This window comes from Gracilibacillus sp. Marseille-QA3620 (assembly GCF_054950035.1).
Genome location: NZ_CM143102.1, coordinates 2,314,507 through 2,338,374, shown reverse-complemented (window position 1 = coordinate 2,338,374; position 23,868 = coordinate 2,314,507). Strand labels below are relative to the sequence as shown.

Annotated in this window: 19 protein-coding genes; 18 read left to right on the top strand and 1 reads right to left on the bottom strand. The window is 44.1% G+C overall.

Annotation, left to right across the window (positions count from 1 at the left end):
- Positions 1-123: 123 nt before the first annotated feature.
- From ACY8DX_RS11805 to ACY8DX_RS11775, 7 genes are all read left to right on the top strand, one after another.
- Positions 124-906, top strand: coding sequence for an acetoin reductase (locus ACY8DX_RS11805; protein WP_049670744.1), 783 nt, complete (start codon positions 124-126; stop codon positions 904-906).
- A 473-nt stretch (positions 907-1,379) separates the two neighbouring features.
- Positions 1,380-2,672, top strand: coding sequence for an ABC transporter substrate-binding protein (locus ACY8DX_RS11800; protein ID WP_082197091.1), 1,293 nt, complete (start codon positions 1,380-1,382; stop codon positions 2,670-2,672).
- An 86-nt stretch (positions 2,673-2,758) separates the two neighbouring features.
- Complete coding sequence (locus tag ACY8DX_RS11795; protein ID WP_049670745.1) at positions 2,759-3,718, top strand: carbohydrate ABC transporter permease; 960 nt, start codon at positions 2,759-2,761, stop codon at positions 3,716-3,718.
- Positions 3,715-4,557: a carbohydrate ABC transporter permease gene (locus ACY8DX_RS11790; RefSeq protein WP_049670746.1), complete on the top strand. Its 843-nt coding sequence runs from the start codon at positions 3,715-3,717 to the stop codon at positions 4,555-4,557. Before ACY8DX_RS11795 ends, ACY8DX_RS11790 begins: the two co-directional genes overlap by 4 nt.
- An 83-nt stretch (positions 4,558-4,640) precedes the next feature.
- Positions 4,641-5,645 carry a LacI family DNA-binding transcriptional regulator gene (locus ACY8DX_RS11785; protein ID WP_049670747.1) on the top strand — a complete coding sequence of 335 codons (1,005 nt, stop codon included), beginning with the start codon at positions 4,641-4,643 and terminating at the stop codon, positions 5,643-5,645.
- A gap of 49 nt (positions 5,646-5,694) precedes the next feature.
- Complete coding sequence (locus ACY8DX_RS11780; RefSeq protein ID WP_462405205.1) at positions 5,695-6,669, top strand: ROK family protein; 975 nt, start codon at positions 5,695-5,697, stop codon at positions 6,667-6,669.
- A 37-nt stretch (positions 6,670-6,706) separates the two neighbouring features.
- Complete coding sequence (locus tag ACY8DX_RS11775) at positions 6,707-8,137, top strand: glycoside hydrolase family 1 protein (RefSeq protein ID WP_462405204.1); 1,431 nt, start codon at positions 6,707-6,709, stop codon at positions 8,135-8,137.
- 122 nt (positions 8,138-8,259) lie between these two features.
- On the opposite strand, the gene ACY8DX_RS11770 is transcribed toward ACY8DX_RS11775, so the two are convergent.
- Entirely contained in the window at positions 8,260-9,060 is an 801-nt protein-coding gene (locus tag ACY8DX_RS11770) for a putative ABC transporter permease (RefSeq protein ID WP_462405203.1), read from the bottom strand.
- 436 nt (positions 9,061-9,496) lie between these two features.
- On the opposite strand from ACY8DX_RS11770, the gene ACY8DX_RS11765 reads away from it, so the two are divergent.
- The 11 genes from ACY8DX_RS11765 (at position 9,497) to ACY8DX_RS11715 (ending at position 23,779) form a co-directional block, all read left to right on the top strand.
- Positions 9,497-11,050, top strand: coding sequence for an acyl-CoA synthetase (locus ACY8DX_RS11765; RefSeq protein ID WP_462405202.1), 1,554 nt, complete (start codon positions 9,497-9,499; stop codon positions 11,048-11,050).
- Positions 11,051-11,267: 217 nt separating this feature from the next.
- A complete protein-coding gene (locus ACY8DX_RS11760) occupies positions 11,268-12,164 on the top strand; it encodes a R2-like ligand-binding oxidase (RefSeq protein WP_462405201.1) in 897 nt (298 codons plus the stop codon).
- A gap of 12 nt (positions 12,165-12,176) precedes the next feature.
- Positions 12,177-13,694 carry an aldehyde dehydrogenase family protein gene (locus tag ACY8DX_RS11755; protein ID WP_462405200.1) on the top strand — a complete coding sequence of 506 codons (1,518 nt, stop codon included), beginning with the start codon at positions 12,177-12,179 and terminating at the stop codon, positions 13,692-13,694.
- 26 nt (positions 13,695-13,720) lie between these two features.
- Positions 13,721-14,923, top strand: coding sequence for an iron-containing alcohol dehydrogenase (locus ACY8DX_RS11750; protein ID WP_462405199.1), 1,203 nt, complete (start codon positions 13,721-13,723; stop codon positions 14,921-14,923).
- A 21-nt stretch (positions 14,924-14,944) separates the two neighbouring features.
- The gene (locus ACY8DX_RS11745) at positions 14,945-16,465 is read left to right on the top strand and encodes a class I adenylate-forming enzyme family protein (RefSeq protein WP_049670759.1); all 1,521 of its coding nucleotides are present in this window, start codon (positions 14,945-14,947) and stop codon (positions 16,463-16,465) included.
- 157 nt (positions 16,466-16,622) lie between these two features.
- Positions 16,623-18,719, top strand: a complete 2,097-nt coding sequence (locus tag ACY8DX_RS11740) for a sigma-54-dependent Fis family transcriptional regulator (RefSeq protein WP_049670760.1) — start codon at positions 16,623-16,625, stop codon at positions 18,717-18,719.
- Positions 18,716-19,699, top strand: a complete 984-nt coding sequence (locus ACY8DX_RS11735) for an NAD(P)H-dependent flavin oxidoreductase (protein ID WP_462405198.1) — start codon at positions 18,716-18,718, stop codon at positions 19,697-19,699. The genes ACY8DX_RS11740 and ACY8DX_RS11735 overlap by 4 nt, the downstream gene beginning before the upstream one ends.
- A gap of 196 nt (positions 19,700-19,895) precedes the next feature.
- Positions 19,896-21,032 (top strand): acyl-CoA dehydrogenase family protein, encoded by a 1,137-nt coding sequence (locus tag ACY8DX_RS11730; protein ID WP_049670762.1) that lies wholly within the window; start codon positions 19,896-19,898, stop codon positions 21,030-21,032.
- A 13-nt stretch (positions 21,033-21,045) separates the two neighbouring features.
- Positions 21,046-22,197, top strand: a complete 1,152-nt coding sequence (locus ACY8DX_RS11725) for a thiolase family protein (RefSeq protein ID WP_049670763.1) — start codon at positions 21,046-21,048, stop codon at positions 22,195-22,197.
- Positions 22,198-22,225: 28 nt separating this feature from the next.
- Entirely contained in the window at positions 22,226-22,996 is a 771-nt protein-coding gene (locus ACY8DX_RS11720; RefSeq protein ID WP_049670764.1) for a 3-hydroxyacyl-CoA dehydrogenase, read from the top strand.
- Positions 22,997-23,008: 12 nt separating this feature from the next.
- Positions 23,009-23,779, top strand: coding sequence for an enoyl-CoA hydratase/isomerase family protein (locus ACY8DX_RS11715; protein WP_049670765.1), 771 nt, complete (start codon positions 23,009-23,011; stop codon positions 23,777-23,779).
- The last annotated feature ends 89 nt before the right edge of the window (positions 23,780-23,868 follow it).

Here is a 23,868-nt window from a genome sequence, read left to right as displayed (position 1 = left end):
CGAGAGGTCCTATGCCTAATAGCCTTATTCGTAAGGGGTTTTTTAGATGGATTGCCGAGCAATAAATGAACCGAACGAACGGAGGTTGGTTTTATTTTTAAATTAAAAAAAGGAGTGAACGAAATGTCTGAAACAAAACGTGTAGCGATTGTAACAGGAGCTGAATCTGGAATTGGAAGGGGAATTGCTCACCGTCTGGCGAAGGATGGGTTCACCGTTGTCGTAAATGATGTAAATATCGATAAAGCGAAAGAGGTTGAGCAGGAAATTCTTCAAACAAGCGGAACCCATATGGCCATGGCAGTTCAAGGGGATGTCAGTAAGCGTGAAGACGTTTTTTCCCTTGTTGAGCAGACGGTTAAAGCTTTTGGATGTGTGGATGTTTATGTATCCAATGCGGGTATTGCCCAAGTGAATCCGATCTTTGATATCACGCCTGAAGAACTTGAAAAAATCTTCAGCATCAATGTCTTTGGAACGGTTTACGGCCTGCAGGCAGCCGGCGAACAGATGAAGAAACAAGGCGGTGGCAAAATCATTAATGCCGCAAGTATTGCCGCACATAAAGGTGCAAGCTTGCTCAGCGCTTATTCAGCAACGAAATTCGCCATTCGCGGATTGACCCAATCAGCTGCCCAGGAATTCGCACCTTATGGTATTACGGTTAATGCGTATTGCCCAGGTATCGTCGGCACGGATATGTGGGATTATCTTGATGAAAAATTGGCACCGTACATGAAAGTGGATAAAGGAGGAGCCTTCAAGGCCTTTGTCGATGGCATTGCACTCGGAAGATCTGAAACACCAGAGGATGTAGCGTCCTTTGTCTCTTACCTAGCCTCATCTGATTCAGATTATATGACTGGTCAATCTGTCATCATTGATGGTGGAATGACTTATAGCTAATATGTGTAGGATTTTATATAAGCAAGAAACCTCTTCGTTCCTATAAAACGAGAGGTTTCTTTTTTATGAACCATGCAGAAGGGGACAGATAATGAAAGCTTTGTTTAAAGAATAACTTCCTCGTACTTTTGTCCAATTACCCGTTTTATCTGCCATTCTTCTTTAGAATTTGGCTCTGTGCGGAACACCTTATGGAAAGCGGTTTCTAAAATATTGCAAAATATTCAAAAAAATTATTGTTTTTTCATAATTTAACATTTATAATCACTATTGAAAGCGGTTTCATCCGTACTTATTTTACATACAGACAGTGAATTATAGAAACCGGTTTCCTTAAAGGCGGTGCTATTATCATCTTTTACAAAAATTGAATGGAGAAGGAGGGAGTCATGAATAAGGATGGCTTCACATGCTTTTACAGGGATGGTTCAATGAGTGAACGCTTGATAAAACGATAATAGGGGGTACCACAAGTGATACGTTTAAAAAAATTGGCTGCGCTTGGTCTGACAACGGCTTTGGCTTTGTCATTGGCGGCATGTAAGGACAATGATGAATCTTCTGCTGCAAATGGGAAAAACGGCGATGTGACATTGGATTTTTGGACATTTGGTGCAACGAACTATGATGAACTAGCGAAGGAATATGAAAAAGAAAATCCTGGTGTGAAGATTAAAGTAAGGTCAGCGGAGACAGCTGAGCATCATGATGCCTTATTTACAGCATTATCTGCCGGCAGCGGAGCACCGGACATTACCATGCTTGAAATTGACCAGCTAGACCGGTTTAAGGCAGCCCAGGACCGTTTTGAAAACTTATATGATCTTGGCGCAAAGGATATTAAAGATCAATACTTGGATTGGAAATGGAAAACAGGGGAGAACGATAGTGGTGACTTCTTAATCGGTTTGCCGACTGATATTGGACCAAAGGCCTTGTATTATCGAGCCGATCTATTTGAAGAAGCAGGCTTGCCGACTGAACCAGAAAAGGTATCTGCCTTAATCAATTCACCTGAAGCTTTTGAAAAAGCAGGACTTCAAGTGAAAGAAAAAACAGGAAAGGTATTTATCGATAGTATTGAAATGGCATTCAGGGCCTATTTGGATGGCGCTGAAACAACATTCCTTAATTCCAAAGGGGAGTTGTTGATTGAAGAGAAGGGCAATGCCGTTAAAGATGCCTATGATTATGCGGTGAAACTAAATGAAATGGGTATTGTCGGCAAATTTGAAATGTGGTCGCCGGAGTGGGCGAATGCCGTGAATAAAGGGGATTTTGCTGCTGAACTAGGCGCAGGATGGTTAAAGGGCTGGATGGAAGGCAATGCCCAGGAGGCATCAGGTAAATGGAGAGTGGCGACATTGCCATCAGAATTTGCCGCAAACTGGGGAGGCTCTTTCATCTCCATACCAAGTGAAACAAAAAATGCTGAGGAAGCTTATAAATTTACAGCATGGTTAGTCTCACCAGAAAACCAGCTGAAATCCTTCCAAGACAAGGGTCTTTTCCCATCTGCCCAATCGGTCTATGAAATGGATGACTTCAAGAATAACAAAGATGAATTCTTTGGTGGACAATCAACCGCACCAGTATTTGCAGAAGCGGCTCAGGATATTAATGGGGCTGTCTACAAAGGGGAGAAATACTTCCCAATCTATTCCGAAGTATTAAATGCCTTAAAGAACGTTCAAAACAATGGAACGGACCCTGAGAAAGAGTGGAAAGAGGCAATTAAGCGCTCCAAGGCATTATTAAGTCGGTAGTTCACTAGTTTAGTAAAGGTGGGATTTCGGCGTGGCTCGGACTAAAGAGCGCCACTCCCGCCTTTTATGGGAAAAGGGGTATGATAATGAATCTGCCAAAAGCAAATACGGTCACAAATGGGGTCAAGGAGAGAAAGAAGCGGTATCGATCGGAAGCAAGAAAAGATATGTTTTCTGCTTATCTATACATTGCTCCTTTCTTTATTATCTTTGCCATTATTGGGTTGTATCCCGTTTTATTTAGTTTTTATTTAGCCTTTCAAAAATGGAATGGGCTTAGTCCGATGGTCTCTGTAGGATTGGATAATTTCAAGCTTGTCCTAACCGATCCCCTATTCTGGAAATCGGTTTACAATACGATTGTTATGGGAATTATGGGGACCGCTCCTCAAATTGTATTCGGTATCCTTTTTGCCTACTTGTTGAATATGGCGTTTCTGCGATTTAAGAACTTCTTCAGAGTCACCATATTTATGCCCTACATTACTTCAATGGTGGCAGTAGCCCTCATTTTCAGTGTGCTGTTCAGCAACCACGAATCCTCCTTAGCCAATTATGTATTATCACTGGCCGGACTTGATCCGGTAAGCTGGGCAAGTTCAGAATGGGGTACGAAAATTGCCATTTCCATTATGGTATTTTGGCGATGGGTCGGCTATAACACCATCATTTATCTTGCGGGGATTCAAAGTATCTCCAATGATTTGTATGAGGCGGCCACCATTGATGGTGCAAGCAAATTCCAGCAGCTCCGGTACATAACCATTCCTTTGCTGAAGCCGTTTATTATCTTGACGGTGTTTACATCTACCGTGGGAGCACTCCAGTTATTTTCTGAACCAACTGTCTTCTTAGGTACAGGCGCTTTTACCAGGGATGAAGCGATGACAATTGTGATGTACTTATATCGTGATGCGTTTAGATTACAATCCTTTGGAACGGCCTCTGCAACAGCCATTATTTTATTGATCATCATCTCAGCGTTTGCGGCAATCAATGTTTACTTAACATCTGGTATTGGAAGAAAAAGGAGGGGTGAACGATGAAACGAACAGAAAAGAGGAGGAAATTCTCAGGCGGAAGATTCTTTGTCTATCTCTTATTGGGTATTACCTCCTTGTTATCTTTATTTCCGTTTTATTGGATGTTTGTTATGGCAACGAGACCGAGTTCAGCCTTTAACTCCATTCCTCCAACTATAACACCAGGGAATATGCTCGTCGAAAATTTCCAAAAGGTATTGAATTCCATTGATTTCTTTGGGTCTATGTGGAACTCCTTTGTCATTTGTGCCATTGTCACAATCGTTGTTCTGCTCATTAGTTCACTGGCTGGATATGCATTTGCGAAATTCACCTTCCCAGGGAAAAACATTTTCTTTGTCGCCATTTTGTTAACAATGATTATCCCTCCGCAATTAGGGTTAATTCCTCAATATTTCCTGATATCGAAAGCAGGATTGCTTGATACATTACCAGGTGTTATGGTGCTGTTCTTTTTAAACCCTTTAGGCATATTTCTGATGAGGCAATATATCAGTAAATCGGTTCCTGATGAGCTGATTGAAGCGGCGAAATTGGACGGATGCTCCAATTTTAGAATTTATCGCAGTATTGTCGTTCCAATTATTCTGCCGGCATTTGCGACACTTGGGATTATTGTTTTCACCGCCGTATGGGGAGAATTCCTCTGGCAGTTTACTGTATTAAGAGATCCGGAGAATTACACCATTCAAGTGGCATTAGCTCAATTAAGCAATACGCGGGATGTGGACTTTGGGATGATTATGTCAGGGGTATTCTGGGCAACTGTTCCGTTGTTAGTCGTATTCTTATTGTTTAATAAGTTGTTTATTTCGAGCATTACAGAAGGTTCTGTGAAATAATAAATCCTATCCAATTGATTATTTATGACAGAAATAAAAATCAGCGACTAGAACAAAATCAATCAAACGTAGAAGGGATTACCATGAATTTAACGATTAAAGACATTGCACAAATGGCCAATGTGTCACAAGGTACTGTTTCAAAGGTGATCAATAATTATGAGGGAGTTAGTGAAAAAACCAAAAAGAAAGTGATGGATATTATTCATCAAAGCGGCTTTGAGCCTAACTTCTCTGCAAGGTCGCTCGCAACAAAAAAGTCAAATTTGATTGGGCTAATCTATGCAGGAAGGATTAATGTAGATATGACCCACCCATATTTTAATGAAGTTATCTCTTCCTTTAAGAAAAATATGGGGCTGCTTGGATACGATATTATCATGTTTTCGAACGAAAAATTTCATACAGATAATGGCAGTTATTTAGCAAGATGCCGTCATTTCAATGTGGATGGGTGCTTAATTATCGCAGGAGAAGAGGTTGAGGAATCGACCTATGATCTCGCCTTAGAGGGACTGCCATGCATCGGAATCGATATTGAGCTAAAAGGGCCAAAGGCAAGTTATATCATGACAGATAATGTGGGGCTGGCAAGAAAAGTGGTTGAATATCTCTACCTGCACGCCATCAAAAAAATCGGTTTCATTGGCGGTAAATTTGATTCACCCGTGTCTAAATTTCGGAAGCAAGGTTTCTTAGATGCGATGAATCAATTTGGATTGGAGATTTGCGAGGATTGGATACAATATGGTGATTTTCATGAGGAAAGCGGCTATGTGGCGATGAAGCGAATTCTTCAAAGCAACCAGCTGCCTGAGGCTGTTTTCTCTACGTCGGATATGATGGCACTTGGGGCATTGCAAGCGATTAAAGAGGCTGGATTAACCTGCCCTCAAGATATCCGGTTAATTGGCTGTGATGATATTGCCGCCTGTCGGTATAGTTCTCCTAAACTAACGACAGTGAAACAGGATAAAGAGAAATTTGGTAAGTTATCCGCCTATATGCTTGATGATTTAATTAATGACCGATCCCAACTAAAACCGGTCTTTATAGACTCAGAAATAATTATCAGAGAATCGTGTTAAGCAAATTTTGCTAGATTGTCTGCTTCTTAGATACAAAGACGAGATTCCAATGAAAAAGAAAGAAAATTGGATTGGTGGAGGTTATATGATGAATTACTATGCGGTACTAGATGTTGGAGGCTCTGCCATTAAATATGCTCTTATGGATGAAACGGGCGGTTTCATTGAAAAATCCTCCCTTCCTACTCCTAAAGCAAGTCTTGCTTTATTTATCGATACAATAGGGGGGATTGTGGATAAGTTCAAGGAAACCTACCCCCTAACAGGGCTGGCTGTTAGTATGCCAGGTGCCGTGAATGTCGAAAGCGGAATCATTGAGGGGATTACCGCACTTCCGTATATTCATGGTCCCAATATGAAAGAGCTTCTTCAAAGCAGGACAGGTTTGCCAGTTGAACTGGAAAATGACGCAAATTGTGCTGGATTGGCGGAAGGCTGGATTGGCGCAGCAAAGGATGTGAACGATTTTCTTTGCCTTGTGATTGGCACAGGCGTAGGCGGTGCAGTCGTTCTCAATAAGGAGATTCGACATGGGAAGAACGGTTTTGCCGGGGAATTCGGCTATATGATAATGGAAGGCTATCTCGGTTCCAACCCAGTCGAAACCTATAGTTCCTTAGCGGCGGTAGGCGGATTGATTAAACAGGTTGCTAAGAGAAAGGATCTTGAACCCGAAGCCCTGACAGGCAAGATAATCTTTGAAATGGCTGAAAAGGGAGACGTGGATGTACAGGACGAAATTGATAAATTTATGCGTCGCCTCGCGGTCGGCATCTATAATCTACAGTTCATCCTCGACCCGGAGAAAATCTTGATTGGAGGGGCGATCAGTCATCGTGAGGGCTTTATCGAGAAAATCAATGAAACCTTACAGCAAATGAAATATAAGTCAGAGGGCTTAACGGTTAAAGTGGAACGATGTCAGTTTGGCAATGACTCTAATTTAATTGGAGCATTGCATCATTTTCTGCAGCGTCAGAAGGACTTTCCATTGATTTCGGAAGATGTTGAGCAGATCTTGTAAGTGATAATGGAGCAAAAGGAAGGGAGAATACTTATTTATGCATACAAAAAAGAAACCGTTTCCGACGGACTTTTTATGGGGGGCAGCCTCTGCTGCCTATCAGGTTGAAGGTGCATGGAATATAGATGGAAAAGGCGTCAGCAATTGGGATCAATTCGTTCGTATTCCTGGTAAGACATTTAAGGGAACGACAGGAGATGTGGCTGTCGACCATTATCATCGCTATAAGGAAGATGTTCGTTTAATGGCAGAAATGGGCTTGAAGGCCTATCGATTTTCTGTTTCCTGGCCGCGTATTTTTCCAGATGGACGAGGCGAGGTGAATGAGCAGGGCATCGCCTTTTATGATGACCTCATTAATGAATTGCTTCATTATCAAATTGAGCCTATTCTGACTTTGTATCATTGGGATCTGCCGCAGGCTCTTCAGGACGAATACGGCGGCTGGGAATCTCGCAGAATTATTGAGGATTTCACGAATTATAGCGTGGAATGTTTCAAGCGCTTCGGCGATCGTGTGAAGTACTGGGTCAGTTTAAATGAACAAAATATCTTTACAAGCCATGGCTATAATGAAGGATCCCATCCGCCTGGTCTAAAAGACACGAAGCTGTTTTATCAGGTGAATCATCACGCAAACCTTGCCAATGCCAGTGCCATCAAGGCATTCAGACAGTATGTACCAGATGGCCAGATTGGTCCTAGCTTCGCTTACTCTCCAGCCTATCCGGCATCATCTAGGCCGCAGGATATACTGGCAGCTGAAAATGCGGAGGATTTAAACAGCCATTGGTGGATGGATATTTATACGTGGGGGAAATATCCGCGGGCATCGTGGAACTACCTGGCTGAGGAAGGCCTTGCGCCTGAAGTGGAAGAAGGCGACTTTGCACTCTTAAGAGAAGGCAAGCCAGATTTCATGGGATTAAACTATTACCAAAGCACGACCTTTGAAGTGAACACGCTGGAAGAAGGAGTAGGCACCGGTGAAATGAATACGACCGGCATTAAAGGGACATCAACGGATTCAGGTATCCCCGGCTTGTTCAAAACGACGAAGAATCCGAACCTAGAGCGCACGAACTGGGATTGGAATATTGACCCGCAAGGATTAAGGGTGGCCCTTCGCCGAATCACGAATCGATATGACCTGCCGATTTTGATTAGTGAGAATGGTCTCGGTGAATTCGATCAGGTAGAGGAAAACGACACGATTCATGATGATTATCGAGTTGAATACCTGAAAGCTCATATTGAAGCCATTCAGGATGCCATTTCAGACGGAGTAGACATGCTTGGCTATTGTGTTTGGTCTTTCACGGATCTGCTAAGCTGGCTGAACGGTTTCCAAAAACGCTATGGGTTCGTTTATGTCAATCAGCATGAAGAAGGCACTCATGACCTGCGGCGCATCAAAAAGGACAGCTTCTATTGGTACAAAAAAGTGATTGAATCGAATGGAATCTAGGGAGCGGAGAATTATTGTATGACTGCCTAATACGTTACCATGGATGATTGTTTTAAGTTAACGGACTTCCATATATGTAGGTTCCTCCTAAGTTTAAAAACGAGGAGGAACCTTTTATGTAATCATTTCTTCAATCGTTCAAGTGAAATTTTCTTTAATTCATCCTTGACCTTGCTGAACTTTAGTTGTTTATACGAACGTGACTGAAGTTTAGGAAATGCCTGCAAAATTCTTTTATGCTGAGAGTTTGTTGTGTTTAGAAGTAAGCTGATCCGCGCCTCCATCTGTTTTATCCGGTTTGCTAGTTCAATAGAGATTTCCTCTTTCCTTTGGTTAAACTCTTCGTCTATCAAATATTTATTCTTCTCAAACTCTCCTTTAATATCCTCCAGTAATTGATATACCTCTTGGACTTTTTTCCGTAAATCCACAAAAGAGATAATGGTCGTGATGAAATCAACCATCAATACCGTGAACAATAACCAAACGACGGTTTGAAGTGTGTATTCTGGCAGTGAACGAATGGCCTGTTGCATGGCTGGATGAATGATAAAAATCAATGCGACCGACAATAACCCAAATAAGGTGGAGTTTTTCAGACAGATGCGGCCATTCAGGTTAAAGGCATACGTAGAATAATCCCATAATCGCAGCTTGAATATCCGTTCAAGCAGATAGCTGGTGATATATTCTATTAAACTGGCCGCTATTGCTCCGAAAAGAAATGTGAGCCATACATTTGTATGAAAGGGTTCTAAGAAAAATAGAACAGCTATTGCTCCACAGCCATATATCGGACAGACTGGACCGGATAAAAATCCTCTATTAACAAAGTGTTTCTCCGATAAAGAACAATACAATACCTCACATATCCAGCCCAAGAAACTATATAGTAAAAAATAGGTCATAATGTTAAAAAACATAGACTCATCCTTCCTTTGAAAATGGAATGTTTAGAAGATTTTTTATATCTTGATATAATGATAGTACAGGATGTAGATGTGCGGAATCTTTATGAAAATGTTTCCTTTATTTACGAAGCAATAAAAATTCATTTTTTAGTGGCTTTATGACTAAGACAGCCTCTTTTTGTCCTTTTTATCATAAAAATGGCTTATTGCTTTATCTCATTAAAAGCTTGCCTGTTTGATTTATACACACTGCTCTGAATGGACTTGTATGTAAAAACGTACAGTCTTTTTCTTTAATGGTTGATGTCATCTACAAAGAGTCCTGTCAGACATAGTCCTATCATTTTTTCTGATTCAATTATGGACATAGTCAGCTATGGCATGAATATTGCATCTTTATTTATATGCAGCCTATGCTGCGTGAATCTTTCAAGGAGGTGTTATTTAGATGACAACATCCAGTTTATCTGTATCTCGTTCCATGCTGATCGGGGAGCATTTAAGAAGGTCTGCCCATCGGACACCGGATAAGGAGGCATACATATGTGGAGAGAAACGGCTGACCTATCGGCAAATAGAAAAGCGTGCTGTACATTTGGCCGGCTGGCTTCAGGGGAAGGGAATTGATTATGACGATAAGGCGGGGTTTATGCTGTTTAATGGTCTGCCATTTATCGAGATCTTTTATGGCGTTTCATTAGCAGGGGCTGTTGGTGTACCGATAAACTTTAGACTGAACAGTGATGAGCTTCATTATATTATCACAAATTCAGATTGCAAGATTTTATTTATTGAGCAAAAGCTTCTTCCTTTATTTGAGCCCATTAGGAATCAGTGCCCGCTTGTTCAAGAAATCGTGGTCATTGATGGAGATGAAGGAATGGAATTTGAGAATTATGAATCTCTCTATGATGAAGAAGCAAATTTTGTACCATATGAGTGTTTGAATGGGGATGATGGTGCTCTCATCATGTATACATCAGGTACGACAGGCTTGCCTAAGGGTGCCGTCCTTACCCATCATAATCTATCAATCAATGGTATGAATCAAGTCATGACGGCTGGGTTGAGTGCCGACTTCAAACAATTAATCGTTGCCCCATTATTTCACATCGCCGCCATTTCTACACTTTTATATCCCATCCAGGGAACGACTGTCATCCATCAGCAATTTAATCCTGAACAAGTAATGAAAACCATTGAAGAAGAACGGATTACTTTTCTATTCCTCGCACCGACCATGTGGCAAATGCTCGTTACTCATGAACATATCGGCAACTATGATCTGACGTCGATGACAAGATGCTCTGCAGGAAGTGCTCCATGCTCGGTTGCCTTAAAAGAGAAGGTTGCCCGCTATTTTCCGAACGGAGAATTTCGTGATCCCTTTGGCCAAACAGAGATGAGTCCTGTTACAACCTGCCTTAATCCTGAGGACTCCATTCGCAAGAACATGTCTGTAGGAAAACCGGTCGTGAATGTAGAGGTCCGTGTAGTCGATGAGCAGATGAATGATGTTCCGCTCGGTGAAATAGGAGAAATTGTTTATCGGGGCCCTACGCTTATGAAGGAATATTATAAGAACCCTGAAGCAACCGAAGAGGCTTTCAGGGGAGGTTGGTTCCATAGCGGCGACCTCGTACGGATGGACGATGAGGGATTCATCTATGTGGTTGATCGTAAGAAGGACATGATTATCAGCGGAGGAGAAAATATTTATCCTGCTGAAATTGAACAAGTATTGATGAAGCATTCTGCCATACAAGAATGTGCCGTCATCGGGATTCCAGATCATAAATGGGGAGAAAGCGTAAAAGCTGTGATTGTAAAGAAATCAGGAGCTGAACTCTCAGAAGGGGAGGTCGTCCACTTCTGCCAAAATCATTTAGCCTCCTATAAGAAGCCAAAAGTAGTTGAATTCATAGATGCCTTACCTAGGAATGCAGCTGGGAAAATACTGAAGAAAGCCTTGAGGCAGGCGGATGAAACCATGAAATCATGATTGATTACCGGACAATAAATAATCCGCTGTGTACGATTATCTTTCATGATTCGACTAAAAACTTAGTAAGTCCGTTCATATAAGACTGGCATGGAACTTGCACTATTTACCTATGATGAGAGATTGACAATCCGGAATATTGTAAGCGCTTTAACGAAGGGAGGGGGACATCTAGCTCATCTCTTGCCGTATAAAAGATAATCCAGGAGGGGTATACATGCGTGAATATGTAACAGCGAAACAAGCAATTAATAAGGATTCTTTGCCGTACAAATTGTATCAAAAGGCGAAGAGACATGGAGTTTGGAACCCGCTTGATATTGATTTCTCTCAGGATAAAGAGGATTGGAAGAAATTAAACCCAAAGCAGCAGCAGGAGGTGCTTGATACAATTGCCCTCTTTATCGGAGGAGAGGAGGCAGTGACAGAAGACATTCTTCCGATGATTATGGCAGTCTCCAAAAAAGGCTGGTTTGAAGAAGAGTCCTATTTAACAACCTTTTTGTTTGAGGAAGCAAAGCATGCCGAATTTTTTAGTCTGTTTCTAGAGGCAATTGGTGTGACGGATGATTTAAGTCCTCTTCTTCGGCCTGCATACCGTCAGTTGTTTGATGAGATTCTGCCGGAGGCAATGGGCCGATTGCTGGAAGACCAATCACCAGAGGCAATGGTGGATGCGGCTGTTACTTACAATATTTTTGCTGAGGGAGTGTTGGCAGAGACGGGGTACTGGTTCTTTTATGAAGGATTATCCAAGATTAATCTAATGCCTGGACTAATGGAAGGAATCCGGAATATAAAGCGGGATGAGGGCAGGCATATTGGGTTTGGAACATTCTTGATTCAGCGTCTTATTCACGATAAACCTGAACTGTTTGACCGTGTGCAGGAGCGGCTTCAGGAACTATTGCCGATCGCCGCTGCCCTGACAGCAAGAGATGACTCAGTCCTCTCTGTGAATGCAGAAGGAAAGAAAGTGACAAGTCTGGGGTTTGAACAAGGCAAATCCATGGAATATGCCTTGAAGCAATTGACAGCGCGTATTGAGGTTTTATCACGGGCGAAGGGGAAAACACTTGATGAAATCCAAGAAACCGAAGTCATTTTCGAATAAGGAGGAGATAGGATGAGCACAGAGACAAAGGTACAGGAATTTGCCCAATTCATTAATGGGGAATGGACACCAGGGAGCGGAGGAGCCACATTTGATGTAATTAATCCTGCGGATGGGGAGATCGTGGCAAAGGCTTCGAAGGCAACACCTGAGGACGTAAATGCTGCTGTCCAGAATGCGAAGGAAACGTTTGAGTCTGGTGTTTGGTCGAAGAAATCTCAAAAGGAACGGACACAAATCATGCTCCGCTTCGCCGGGAAAATCAAGGAACATGCCCATGAGCTCATCTATTTGGAAGGCATCAGCACGGGAGCGACGGTTCGGAAAATTGGCGGAGCTGATATTATGCAGCTGATCCTCTGTTTGCAGCAGACGGCAAATATGTCCTTGAAATATGAAATGACAGAGTATTTGCCTGTCATGGAAACATTTGGGCCGAACCGTACGCAGCTCGTTCGTGAGCCGCTTGGGGTCGTGGCGGCAATTACGCCATTTAACTTTCCGTTAGTGCTGGCCATGTGGAAGATAGCCCCGGCAATTGCGATGGGAAATTCCATCATCGTGAAGCCGGCATCTGATACACCGCTCGGTACGTTGAAATTGGCGGAACTGGCGATTGAGGCCGGCTTGCCTAAAGGTGTATTCAATGTGGTAACAGGGCTAGGTTCCGAGGTCGGCGAAGCCCTGGTCAGACATCCTGATGTCCGAAAAGTCGCCTTTACGGGGTCGACCGAAATCGGGAAGAAAATCATGGAGCAGTCTGCCTCTTCTGTTAAGAAGGTGACATTGGAGCTGGGAGGAAAGGCAGCTGCGATTATCCTGCCGGATGCTGATTTCGAGGTGACGATTCCAGGTGTGCTCCTTGGGGTATTCTTCCATGCTGGCCAGGTATGTGAGGCTAGTACACGTGTTTTGGTCCATGAATCTGTCTATGAGCCGGTAATCGAGCAATTGGCCGCGATGACCCAGAAGATTAAGCTTGGTCATCCGCTTGACCCTGGCACAGGGATGGGGCCGGTGATTTCAGAAAAGCAGATGAATAAGATACTCGACTATATTGAATCAGGAAGGGAAGATGGAGCCCGTCTTGTCTGCGGAGGCAAGCGAGCAGAGGTTAAGGGGTTATCTGGGGGCTATTATATTGAACCGACCATCTTTGCGGATGTAACCAATGATATGAAGATTGCCCGGGAGGAAATATTCGGACCTGTCCTATGTGTCATGAAATATAAGGATGTGGATGAGGCAGTCGCTATCGCCAATGATACGAATTACGGCTTGTCTGCGGGGGTTTGGTCCAGAGATGTAACAACCGCTAATGAAATTGCCTCTAAGCTTGAGGCAGGAACCGTTTGGATCAATGAATGGCATGTATTCCGAAACGATGCTCCGTTTGGCGGTTATAAAGAAAGCGGGCTTGGGCGTGAGCTCGGCATTCAGGCCTTTAATGAATATACAGAGCTAAAAAGCATCATAACCTCACTGACGACAGAGAATAAGCAGCGCCCGGCGCTTGGTTTGATTTTTTAAATAATTTTTAGGAATGGAGAGATACGATGAAAAAGACCTCGTATTATGAATTTACGCATCGTTCTAATATACGCAGCGGTGCAGGAACCCATATACTCGTCCCGGACCTCATTCATGCGCTAGGCGGCAGACGACCGGTACTGTATTCAGACAAAGGCTTGACGCAGGCAGGCTTGACCAAAAAGATTGAGCGGCTTTTTGAAATGGCCCCAGGTATCCAGCTGGCTGGCGTTTTTGACGATGTCACGCAGGATGCCAAGTCCTCAAATATTAATAATGGCCTAAAATATTTCAAGGAATGTAACGGTGATTCACTGATTGCCATTGGCGGCGGTTCAGTTCTTGATACGGCAAAGGCCATTAAATGGTGTCTTCACAAAAATGTGAAAAAAATCGAGGAAGCCTTGGCAGGGAATGTGCTGGAGGTTTGGCCGGAGGCAGTCCATATGGGAATTCCTCACATATCCATAGCAACTACAGCAGGGACTGGGGCAGAAATTTCAGGTATTTCAGTCGTCTTTAATGAAATGCTTGGTGTTAAATGTAATCTCCTGAATCCGTTCATCAATTCGGATATTGCCATTCTAGACCCGGAATTGACGATTGGCCTTCCGCCAAAAATCACCGCATTTACCGGTATGGATGCTTTGACACATGCGATTGAGGGATACTTCTCAAATAAATCGAATGCGATGGCAGATGCCTTTGCCCTTCATTCTGCAAAAATGATACGCGATAATTTGCATACGGCTGTATCGGATGGACAGAATCGTGAGGCGAGAGCGAATATGCTCCAAGCGAGTGCTATGGCCATTACAAGCTTTGCTTTAGCGTTCTCGACGCTGCCGATTCATAATATGGCCCATGCTTTAGGTGCCAAATATGGCATTCCCCATGGCTTGGCAAATGCGGTCTTAATGCCATCTGTCATGAAGCATTTAGCTCCGCTTTATTTGCCAAAGGTGAAAGAGTTTGCTCACGTATTCGGAATCAAGGAGATTCCTGAAACAGATGAGCAATGCCTCGAGCAGTGTATCAATGAAATCATCTCCCTCCGCAGGTCGGTCAACTTGCCGGATGATTTTGCTGAATATGAGATTGATGAAGCTGATGTGAAAGAAATTGTCAAGGCTGTGCAAAATGACCCGTCCGGCCAGGCCTTCCGCATTCCGGAAGAGGTCATTATGGCGGTGTGCAAGGAAGTTCTTGGCACGAAGGTAAGGGTTTGATTTGGTTAAGGAGGGATTAAGATGAATATAGTTGAATTGCTTGAAAGTACGGCATCAAGGCTTCCGAACCGGCCTGTTCTTCATTTCAGAGGTTCATTGATGACATATCAGGAATTAGCGGACACCGTCTATTCCTTTGCAGCCGGTCTTAAGGAATACGGGGTTGGACATGGGACAAAGGTTGCGCTCATGATGACGAATCGTCCTGAATATATCATTTCTTATTTTGCCATCCTGGCAAATGGCGGTACAGTTGTTCCAATCAATCCGACCTTCAAGGAAAAAGAAACAGCCTATATCATCAACGACTCCGAATCCGAGTTGTTAATCATGGAGGAAATGACCCGTCCGGTCATCGAGAGTGCAAAGAGTGATTTCCAGCATGTACGTGAAATCTTTTATTACGGAGAAGAAGAAAACCTTCCGTTTAAAGATTGGCATACACTTGGTGTACAGTCCCCCATTTCACAGTCGATATCTATGCCGGCAGATGCTATTGCACAAATCATCTACACATCAGGTACGACCGGCAGTCCAAAGGGGGCTATGATTACTCATGGCAACCTGAACTGGATGTCCATCACCGCAGCTGTCACAAATCAACTCTCCACTAAAGACCGAGTATTATGTGTTTTGCCGCTCTTCCATGCTTATGCCAAACTTCAGGGCTTTCTCTCGCCGATTGCCCATGGAGCCGCGATTTATCTAGAGGAGAAGTTCCATCCAATGGATACGCTCGATAAGATAGCGAAAGAAAAGATAACCGTTTTTCTCGGTGTTCCGACCATGTATGCCCTCTTCTTAAGTAACCCCAAAATAAGTAAGTATGATTTCTCGCATTTACGCATTGCCGGCTGCGGTGGAGCCAGTCTGCCGTCAGAGATCCTTCATAAAGCAAACCAATCCCTTGGTGTCGATATTGGAGAAGGGTATGGGCTTACAGAAAGTACGGTTATGCTGATGACAACACCGCGTGATTTGCCGAAAAAATTGAAATCGGTCGGAATGCCTCTTCCGGGCGTAGATTTGAAGATTGTCGATCCGGAAGGGAAGGAAACGGCTCCTCATCAGGTTGGGGAAGTCATTTTCCGAGGTCCTAACATGATGAAAGGCTATTATAAGAAGCCGGAAGAAACAGAGAACACGATTAAGGATGGCTGGCTGTATACAGGAGACCTAGCCTATTATGATGAGGAAGGGTACCATTTCATTGTCGACCGTAAAAAAGATATGATTATCCGAGGCGGTTTCAATATCTACCCGCGTGAACTGGAGGAAGTCCTATATGAGCATCCAGGAATTCTTGAGTGCTCGGTTATCGGCCGTCCTGATGAAGTTTTTGGAGAGAAAACCGTCGCGTATATTAACAAGAAATCTCCTGAATTAACGGAGGATGAAGTGAAAGCATATTGTGCAAGTAAACTCGCTGAGTATAAGGTGCCTGATTATGTTTGCTTTATCGATGAGATTCCAAAATCAGGAACCGGGAAGATTTTGAAGACTGTACTAAAGGAACGAGACAAAAAAATTATTCAATCTTGATGGATATGGGCAGATTCTTTTCCAAGCTTATGGAGAGGAATCCGCCCTTTTTCTATTTTCCCCGACAAGAAAAAAGGAGTTCACGGGACAACTGTTGAACCTAATAAGGTAAGCAACGAGAAAGGGGAGATGGGAGATTAAATCGGTAAAAGACATAATGAGTCCATTGGAGCATTGTCTATCACCGACGAATACATTAAGGGATGCCATCGAAATTATGCACAATCAGAAATGGAACACTGTTCCTGTGACGAATCAATCCGGGAAATTAATTGGCGTTTTTACGAGAAGCTCGATGTATCAAATGATTCTTTCAGATGTACCTAAGGATACGCCAATCAGCGACTACATAAAGAAGGCTGTTGGGACCGTTCTCGAAGATGTCAATTCAGAATTGCTGGAGACAATGATTGCCAAGAGCAGGGTTGGAACTGGGATCATCATTAATAAAAGCGGGAAGCCGGTCGGCCTTTTTACGAAGACCAATGCCGTTATGAATTATGTGAAGGAAACACAAATACTGAAAAAACAGCTCGAAAAAGTAATGGATACCTCGAATCTCGGGGCTATTATGACAAATGAAGATGGGACGATTATTTTTGCCAATGAAAAATGCGCAGAGATGATTGGGATGCCATTGGCTGAGATAACGGGAGAGGATATGGAGGCATTTGTTCCTGCTGTCAGCAGGTATGCAGACGAACGTGAAGCTCATTTTCCAATGGTATTTCATCAGCAGCATTTCATTGTACGATTGTCGAAATACAGTATAGACAATCAGAAGGAAGGCTATATTGCCTTGTTTCAAAATGTCTCTGAACTGGAGAAACTGACGGCTGAGCTGGAATCTCAGAAGAAGTGGAAGACCCTGCTGCAATCCGTCATTCATAATGCCTATGACGGTTTAGTCATGATTAATGAGCAAGAGGAGATTACCTTTATCAGTCCCTCCTTACTGGAGTTATTTGAATTAGATAAGGAAATGAAAGAGAAGGATAAGATTACTAAAGTGCTCCCACATCTCAGTCTGGAACAGGTAATGAAAACAGGGGTTGCTGAAGTAAGCGATTTCATGGAGATTAAAGGCATCAATTACCTAGTTCACCGGATTCCGGTCTATCAAGGAGAACGAATTATCGGGGCAATCGGCAAGATTGTCTACCGGCAGCTTCATGAGGTTCGCGAGGCATTCAAGAGTGCAGAGGACAACCGGAAGGTGATTCATAAGCAGGAGGGAATCGAGAAATCGCGATTTACCTTTAATGAAATTCTCTCCAAGGATAAACAAATGGATAAGCTCATCCGAAGCGGAACGAAGGCGGCTAAGAGCAAGACGACGATTCTCCTATACGGGGAGAGCGGGACTGGGAAAGAATTATTCGCCCACGCGATTCACAGCTCTAGTACGAATAGTAGAGGCCCCTTTATTACCGTGAACTGTGCAGCTATTCCAGAGCATCTCTTAGAATCGGAGTTTTTTGGCTATGAGGACGGGGCTTTTACAGGAGCTAAGCAAAAGGGGAAAATCGGGAAATTTGATTTAGCCCACGGGGGGACGCTTTTTCTCGATGAAATCGGTGATATGTCACTTCCTATTCAGGCAAAGCTGCTGCGTGTGCTGCAGGAGCGGGAGTTTTATCGTGTAGGCGGTACGGAACGAATAAAAGTGGATGTCAGAATTATCGCAGCAACGAATCGGCCATTGGAGAGAATGGTCGCAGACGGGACGTTCAGGGAGGATTTATTCTATCGGCTGAATGTCATCTCCTTTGAAATACCTCCTCTTAGGAAAAGAAAAAAGGATATTCTGCTTTTGAGTGAATCCTTTATCCGAGAATTGAACCGTCAGAATGGTACGAGTATTACAGGTTGGGAGCCGCTCTTTGAGCAAGCCATCATGGATTATGATTGGCCTGGCAATATTCGTGAGCTCCGCAATGTATGGGAGAGAGCCATGATTTTTGCGGAAAACGGAAAGGTACGTCTGGAGGATTTGCCGGATTATGTCTTGAAGAATGCTGGTTATGATGTCTTTTTGCAGGAAGAGGAGGAAATGACCCCGCAGCCCTTACTTGAGAAGGCCGAGCAATTTGCTATTCAAAAAGCCCTTCAAATGTCAGGCGGGAATAAGAGCAAGGCATGCATTCTTCTTGGAATCAGCCGATCTGTTTTGTATGACAAATTGAAGATATATAATGTACCGGCATTCAAGGAACAAAGAAGTGGAAACAGTGAAAGGAAGGATGAAGGATGAAAGCAGAAGTATTAAAGAAATTGAATCAGGATTTAACATTACCGGTGATTGTGTCGCCAATGTTTATCGTTTCGAAGACGGAGATGGTGCTGGCTAGCATGAGAGCTGGTGTGATTGGCACATTCCCAACATTGAATGCTCGCACAAATGCCGAGCTCGAGCAATGGTTTGAGCAGATTACCCGTACAGCTGAAGAGGAAAACAAATCCCGGAATGACCGCAAGCTTGCTCCGTGGGGAGTAAATCTAGTCGTCCATCATACAAACCAGCGCTATGAAGAGGACCTGGCTTCCATTAAGAAATATAAGGTGCCGCTTGTTATCACCTCTCTTGGCAAACCGGTAAAGGAGGTCGAGGTCGTCCACGAATACGGCGGGGCTGTATTCTCTGATGTCATCAGCATTAAGCATGCTAAGAAGGCAATTGAGGCAGGGGTTGATGGGCTGATTCTTGTCTGTAATGGAGCGGGAGGACATGGTGGCACGTTAAATCCTTTTGCGTTTGTGGCGGAAATTAGACAAATCTTTGATGGAGTTATCATTCTGTCAGGTACAATTTCGAATGGACAAGAAATTGCCGCTGCACAAATGCTTGGAGCAGATTTTGCCTATATGGGAACGCGTTTTATTGCGACAGAGGAAGCAAATGCTGTGGAATCCTATAAGGAAATGCTCATTCAATCAACCGCCCATGACATCATCTACACGGATGCCATCAGCGGAGTGCGCGCCAATTATTTAATACCAAGCATTGAGCGTGCCGGATTTGACCCGAACCATCTAGAAAAAACAGGAGAGATTAAGGTTGTCCATTCAGAAAACGAAACATCAAAAGCTTGGAAGGATATTTGGTCTGCTGGTCAAGGGGTTGGCTCCATTAAGGAGGTTAAGCCAATAGCGGAATTGGTGGAGATCCTGCGTGAAGAGTATGCTCAGGCAATCGCAAAAATGCATGAACAATCAGCCATTCTGATTAAATAAAGTACGAGAGAGGGCGGCAATCAACGATTTCCGCTCTTTCTTTACTCATTTATACACTGTCAAATATAGGCTGTCCTAATTCCGGACACTATAATCTCTCCTCCTCCTCTAATCCAAGCTTATTGATTGGCACAAAACTTGCATCATTCTTTAGTGTATACATTTATCCAATCGATAGAAAAGGAGCCGATTCATTATGACCGGTTATTTAAAGGAAGAACATCATATCTTTCGTGATTCTGTCCGTAGGTTCATGGACAAAGAGGTCATCCCTTATTACCGGGAATGGACAAAGCAGAAGAAAATGCCGGATGATTTCTTCAAGAAGATGGGGGAGCAGGGATTTCTCGTTCCTTGGGCTGATGAGAAATACGGCGGATTTAATGCTGACTTCGCTTATTCGGTCATTTTGGCAGAGGAGTTTGAACGGGTGGAAAGCGGGTTAGGCGGATGTGTATTACATAATGACATCATCGTTCCTTATTTGTATGACTATGGAACAGAGGAACAACGGCAAAGGTGGATCCCAAAATGCATCACCGGTGAATGCTCCACGGCGATCGCAATGACTGAACCCGGAACAGGGTCAGACCTAGGGAATCTGCAGACGAGGGCAGTGCGTGACGGGGACCATTATATCATCAACGGAGAGAAGACTTTTATCTCGAATGGACTGAAAGCAGGCATTGTCATTGTGGCCTGTAAAACAGACCCAGGCGCCGGTCACAAAGGAATCAGCTTGATTGTTGTCGAGGAAGGGACGCCGGGCTTTATCCGAGGCAAAAGATTAGAAAAAATCGGGCAGCCGGCTGGGGATACGACTGAACTTATATTTGAGGATGCGAGAGTTCCGGCTGGCAATCTATTAGGGGAAGAGAATAAGGGATTTTACTATTTGATGGAGAAGCTTCAGCAAGAGCGGCTGATGTGTGCCATTCAGGCGATGGCGGCAGCAGAAGAGTCATTGCGCATCACGATTGAATATGTGAAACAGCGGGAGGCCTTTGGCCGGCCGCTCAGCAAGCTTCAAAATACACAGTTCAAGATTGCAGAAATGGCAACAGAGGTCGCTATTGGCAGATCGTTCATTGATGATTTGATTGTCCGTCATATGGACGGGGAGGATGTTGTTACAGAAGTCAGCATGGCTAAATGGTGGGTGACAGACATGGCCAAGCGGCTTGTCGCAAACTGCATGCAGCTTCATGGTGGATACGGATTCATGGAGGAATATGCCATTGGCAGGCGCTACCGTGATATTGCGGTCACATCCATCTATGCCGGAACGAATGAAATCATGAAACAGATTATCGCAAAGAAAATCGGATTATAAAGGAGAATGACAGATGAGAGAAGCAGTAATCGTTGAAGCGGTACGAACACCAGTTGGAAAGAGAAAAGGTGTATTTAAGGACATTCGGCCGGATGACTTATTGTCCTATGCCTTGAAGGAAGTCGTAAAGCGTTCCGGTATATTGGCCGAACTCGTAGAGGATGTGATTATTGGCTGTGTTTCGCAGGTGGAGGAGCAGGGAATTAATATCGCTCGCTCAGCTGCTTTGATGGCTGATTTCCCTGTCAAGGTGCCTGGAACAACCATTGACAGGCAATGCGGCTCAAGTCAGCAGGCCATCCATTTTGCAGCACAGGCTATCCTTTCAGGTGACATGGATATCGTCATCGCTGGTGGAGTGGAGAGTATGACAAGGGTTCCAATGGGATCGACAAGGAAGGAATCCAGGCCGAGCAAAGAGCTCTCAAGCCGGTATGAACTAATCAATCAAGGTCTTTCAGCGGAAAGAATTGCAGAGAAATGGGGCTATGACCGTCAGCAATTGGATGAATTCTCTTTAATGAGTCATCAGCGTGCCATCAATGCTCAGAATGAGGGCCGTTTTGATCGTGAAATTATGCCGATTGAGGTCATTGAAGAGGATGGAACGAAGACGCTCGTCACCCAAGATGAAGGGCCGCGCAGAGGAACCTCCCTCGAAAAGCTTGGCACACTTCCGGCAGCCTTCAAGGAGGATGGAATCATTCATGCGGGGAATGCGAGTCAAATGAGTGACGGGGCAGCTGTTGTCTTGGTCATGTCTAAGGAGAAAGCACTTGAGCTTGGATTGAAGCCGCGCTTTAAGCTAGTAGCACGAACAGTTGTCGGCTCTGATCCAACCCTTATGCTGACCGGTCCGATTGAGGCAACAAGAATGGTATTGGAGAAAGCGGGCTTAACCATCGAAGACATAGATTTATATGAAGTGAATGAGGCTTTCGCTCCTGTTCCTCTTGCGTGGCTTGATGATATTGGTGCTAATCCAGAAAAGCTTAATGTCAATGGAGGGGCAATAGCGCTTGGGCATCCACTCGGCGCAAGCGGTGCCCGCGTAATGATCACACTTATGCATGAGCTGGAAAGAACAGAAGGGAAATATGGTCTGCAGGCTATTTGTGAAGGTGCTGGAATGGCAAATGCAACGATTATCGAACGTTTGACGTAATAGCATCATAAATGGGGAGGTTGGAAGGATGAAAATGAATGAAGTGATCGCCATTGTGACCGGCGGGGCATCTGGATTAGGGGAAGCGACAGTTAAATTGATTGTTGAAAATGGCGGTAAGGCTGTTATTATCGATCAGAATGAAGAAAAGGGCCATGCTCTTTCAGAAAAGCTTGGTCATTCACAGGTATTATTTAAAAGGGCTGACGTGACGAGTGAAGAGGAAGTCTCCCAGGCAATTTCTGATGGCATCAAGCAATTTGGCTCCCTGAATACGGTTATTAATTGTGCGGGGATAGGAGTAGGAGAAAAGGTAGTCTCAAAGGATAAGGTCCACGATTTAGGCCGCTTCAAGAAGGTGATTGAGGTGAATTTGATTGGTACATTCAATGTTCTTCGCCTGGCTGCTGAACAGATGATTAAGAATGAACCGAATGCAGAGGGCGAGCGCGGGGTCATTATCAATACGGCATCTGTCGCAGCCTTTGAAGGTCAAATAGGACAGGCAGCCTATAGCGCCTCTAAAGGCGGTATTGTTGGTATGACGTTGCCGCTTGCCCGTGACTTGGCACGCAGCGGGGTAAGGGTCATGACGGTTGCGCCAGGCTTGATTGATACACCATTATTCGGCGGGCTTCCCGAACAAGCGAGAAAAGCACTTGGAGCAATGGTTCCATTCCCGTCTCGACTTGGTTACCCAGAGGAATACGCCATGCTTGCAAAAAGCATTATAGAAAATCCGATGCTCAATGGTGAGACAATCCGCTTGGATGGCGCCATCCGCATGCAGCCGAAATAAGGGGGATAAAGAATGTATACGGTGATTGAGGTTGAGAAATCTGATAATATCGCGATTGTAACTATTGATAATCCACCTATGAATGTACTAAGTCATCAGGTTGCGGAGGAATTATGCGAGGCCTTTGCTGAATTGGAGCAAGCGGATGATGTTGTCTCCGTAATCGTAACCGGTAAAGGAGAAAAGGCCTTCATGGCTGGGGCGGATATAAAAGAGTTCCCTCAGATGATTAATGGAGAAAAACTTGATAAACCTAGCAAGAAGAAGGAAGTCTTCCATGTTATTCACGCTTTCCCGAAACCAACGATAGCCTATTTAAACGGACATACACTAGGAGGCGGACTTGAGCTCGCACTTACCTGTGATATCCGTATTTCCTCAAAAGAGGTACAGCTGGGGCTCCCTGAAGTGAAGCTGGGATTGTTCCCAGGCGGAGGGGGCACACAGCGCCTGCCTCGCTTGATTGGGGAAGCAAAAGCAAAGGAATTGATGTTTACTGGAAATTCCCTCACGGCAGAGGAAGCACTCCATTTAGGCATCGTGAACCAAATTGCAGAAAATGGAATCGAGGATGCTAAGAGGCTTGCAGCCAAGATTAGCCGTCATTCCTTACAAGCATTGAAACGAATTAAACAAGCTGTCAATGAAGGTCATGAAAAGCCATTACAGGAGGGACTGGCCCTGGAGGCAAAGCTATTCCAGGAGGTGTTTGAGACGGAGGATGTGAAGGAAGGAATTCAAGCGTTTATTGAGAAGCGCCGTCCGGTCTTTACACATCGATAGATGAATAAATGAAGGACGGGTTTAATATGGCCGTCCTTTTCGTTTTTAGAGGAGATTTCTGTTCTTGGACCGGTGCAAGTAAAGGAGAA

Excerpts from the sequence above, each read along its gene's own strand:
- ACY8DX_RS11750 (WP_462405199.1), top strand. The coding sequence starts at position 13,721 with ATGAAAAAGACCTCGTATTATGAATTTACGCATCGTTCTAATATACGC.
- ACY8DX_RS11735 (WP_462405198.1), top strand. The coding sequence starts at position 18,716 with ATGAAAGCAGAAGTATTAAAGAAATTGAATCAGGATTTAACATTACCG.
- ACY8DX_RS11745 (WP_049670759.1), top strand. The coding sequence starts at position 14,945 with ATGAATATAGTTGAATTGCTTGAAAGTACGGCATCAAGGCTTCCGAAC.
- ACY8DX_RS11790 (WP_049670746.1), top strand. The coding sequence starts at position 3,715 with ATGAAACGAACAGAAAAGAGGAGGAAATTCTCAGGCGGAAGATTCTTT.
- ACY8DX_RS11715 (WP_049670765.1), top strand. The coding sequence starts at position 23,009 with ATGTATACGGTGATTGAGGTTGAGAAATCTGATAATATCGCGATTGTA.
- ACY8DX_RS11730 (WP_049670762.1), top strand. The coding sequence starts at position 19,896 with ATGACCGGTTATTTAAAGGAAGAACATCATATCTTTCGTGATTCTGTC.
- ACY8DX_RS11720 (WP_049670764.1), top strand. The coding sequence starts at position 22,226 with ATGAAAATGAATGAAGTGATCGCCATTGTGACCGGCGGGGCATCTGGA.
- ACY8DX_RS11765 (WP_462405202.1), top strand. The coding sequence starts at position 9,497 with ATGACAACATCCAGTTTATCTGTATCTCGTTCCATGCTGATCGGGGAG.
- ACY8DX_RS11785 (WP_049670747.1), top strand. The coding sequence starts at position 4,641 with ATGAATTTAACGATTAAAGACATTGCACAAATGGCCAATGTGTCACAA.
- ACY8DX_RS11770 (WP_462405203.1), bottom strand. The coding sequence starts at position 9,060 with ATGTTTTTTAACATTATGACCTATTTTTTACTATATAGTTTCTTGGGC.
- ACY8DX_RS11775 (WP_462405204.1), top strand. The coding sequence starts at position 6,707 with ATGCATACAAAAAAGAAACCGTTTCCGACGGACTTTTTATGGGGGGCA.
- ACY8DX_RS11795 (WP_049670745.1), top strand. The coding sequence starts at position 2,759 with ATGAATCTGCCAAAAGCAAATACGGTCACAAATGGGGTCAAGGAGAGA.
- ACY8DX_RS11780 (WP_462405205.1), top strand. The coding sequence starts at position 5,695 with ATGAAAAAGAAAGAAAATTGGATTGGTGGAGGTTATATGATGAATTAC.
- ACY8DX_RS11805 (WP_049670744.1), top strand. The coding sequence starts at position 124 with ATGTCTGAAACAAAACGTGTAGCGATTGTAACAGGAGCTGAATCTGGA.
- ACY8DX_RS11760 (WP_462405201.1), top strand. The coding sequence starts at position 11,268 with ATGCGTGAATATGTAACAGCGAAACAAGCAATTAATAAGGATTCTTTG.
- ACY8DX_RS11740 (WP_049670760.1), top strand. The coding sequence starts at position 16,623 with ATGAGTCCATTGGAGCATTGTCTATCACCGACGAATACATTAAGGGAT.
- ACY8DX_RS11725 (WP_049670763.1), top strand. The coding sequence starts at position 21,046 with ATGAGAGAAGCAGTAATCGTTGAAGCGGTACGAACACCAGTTGGAAAG.
- ACY8DX_RS11755 (WP_462405200.1), top strand. The coding sequence starts at position 12,177 with ATGAGCACAGAGACAAAGGTACAGGAATTTGCCCAATTCATTAATGGG.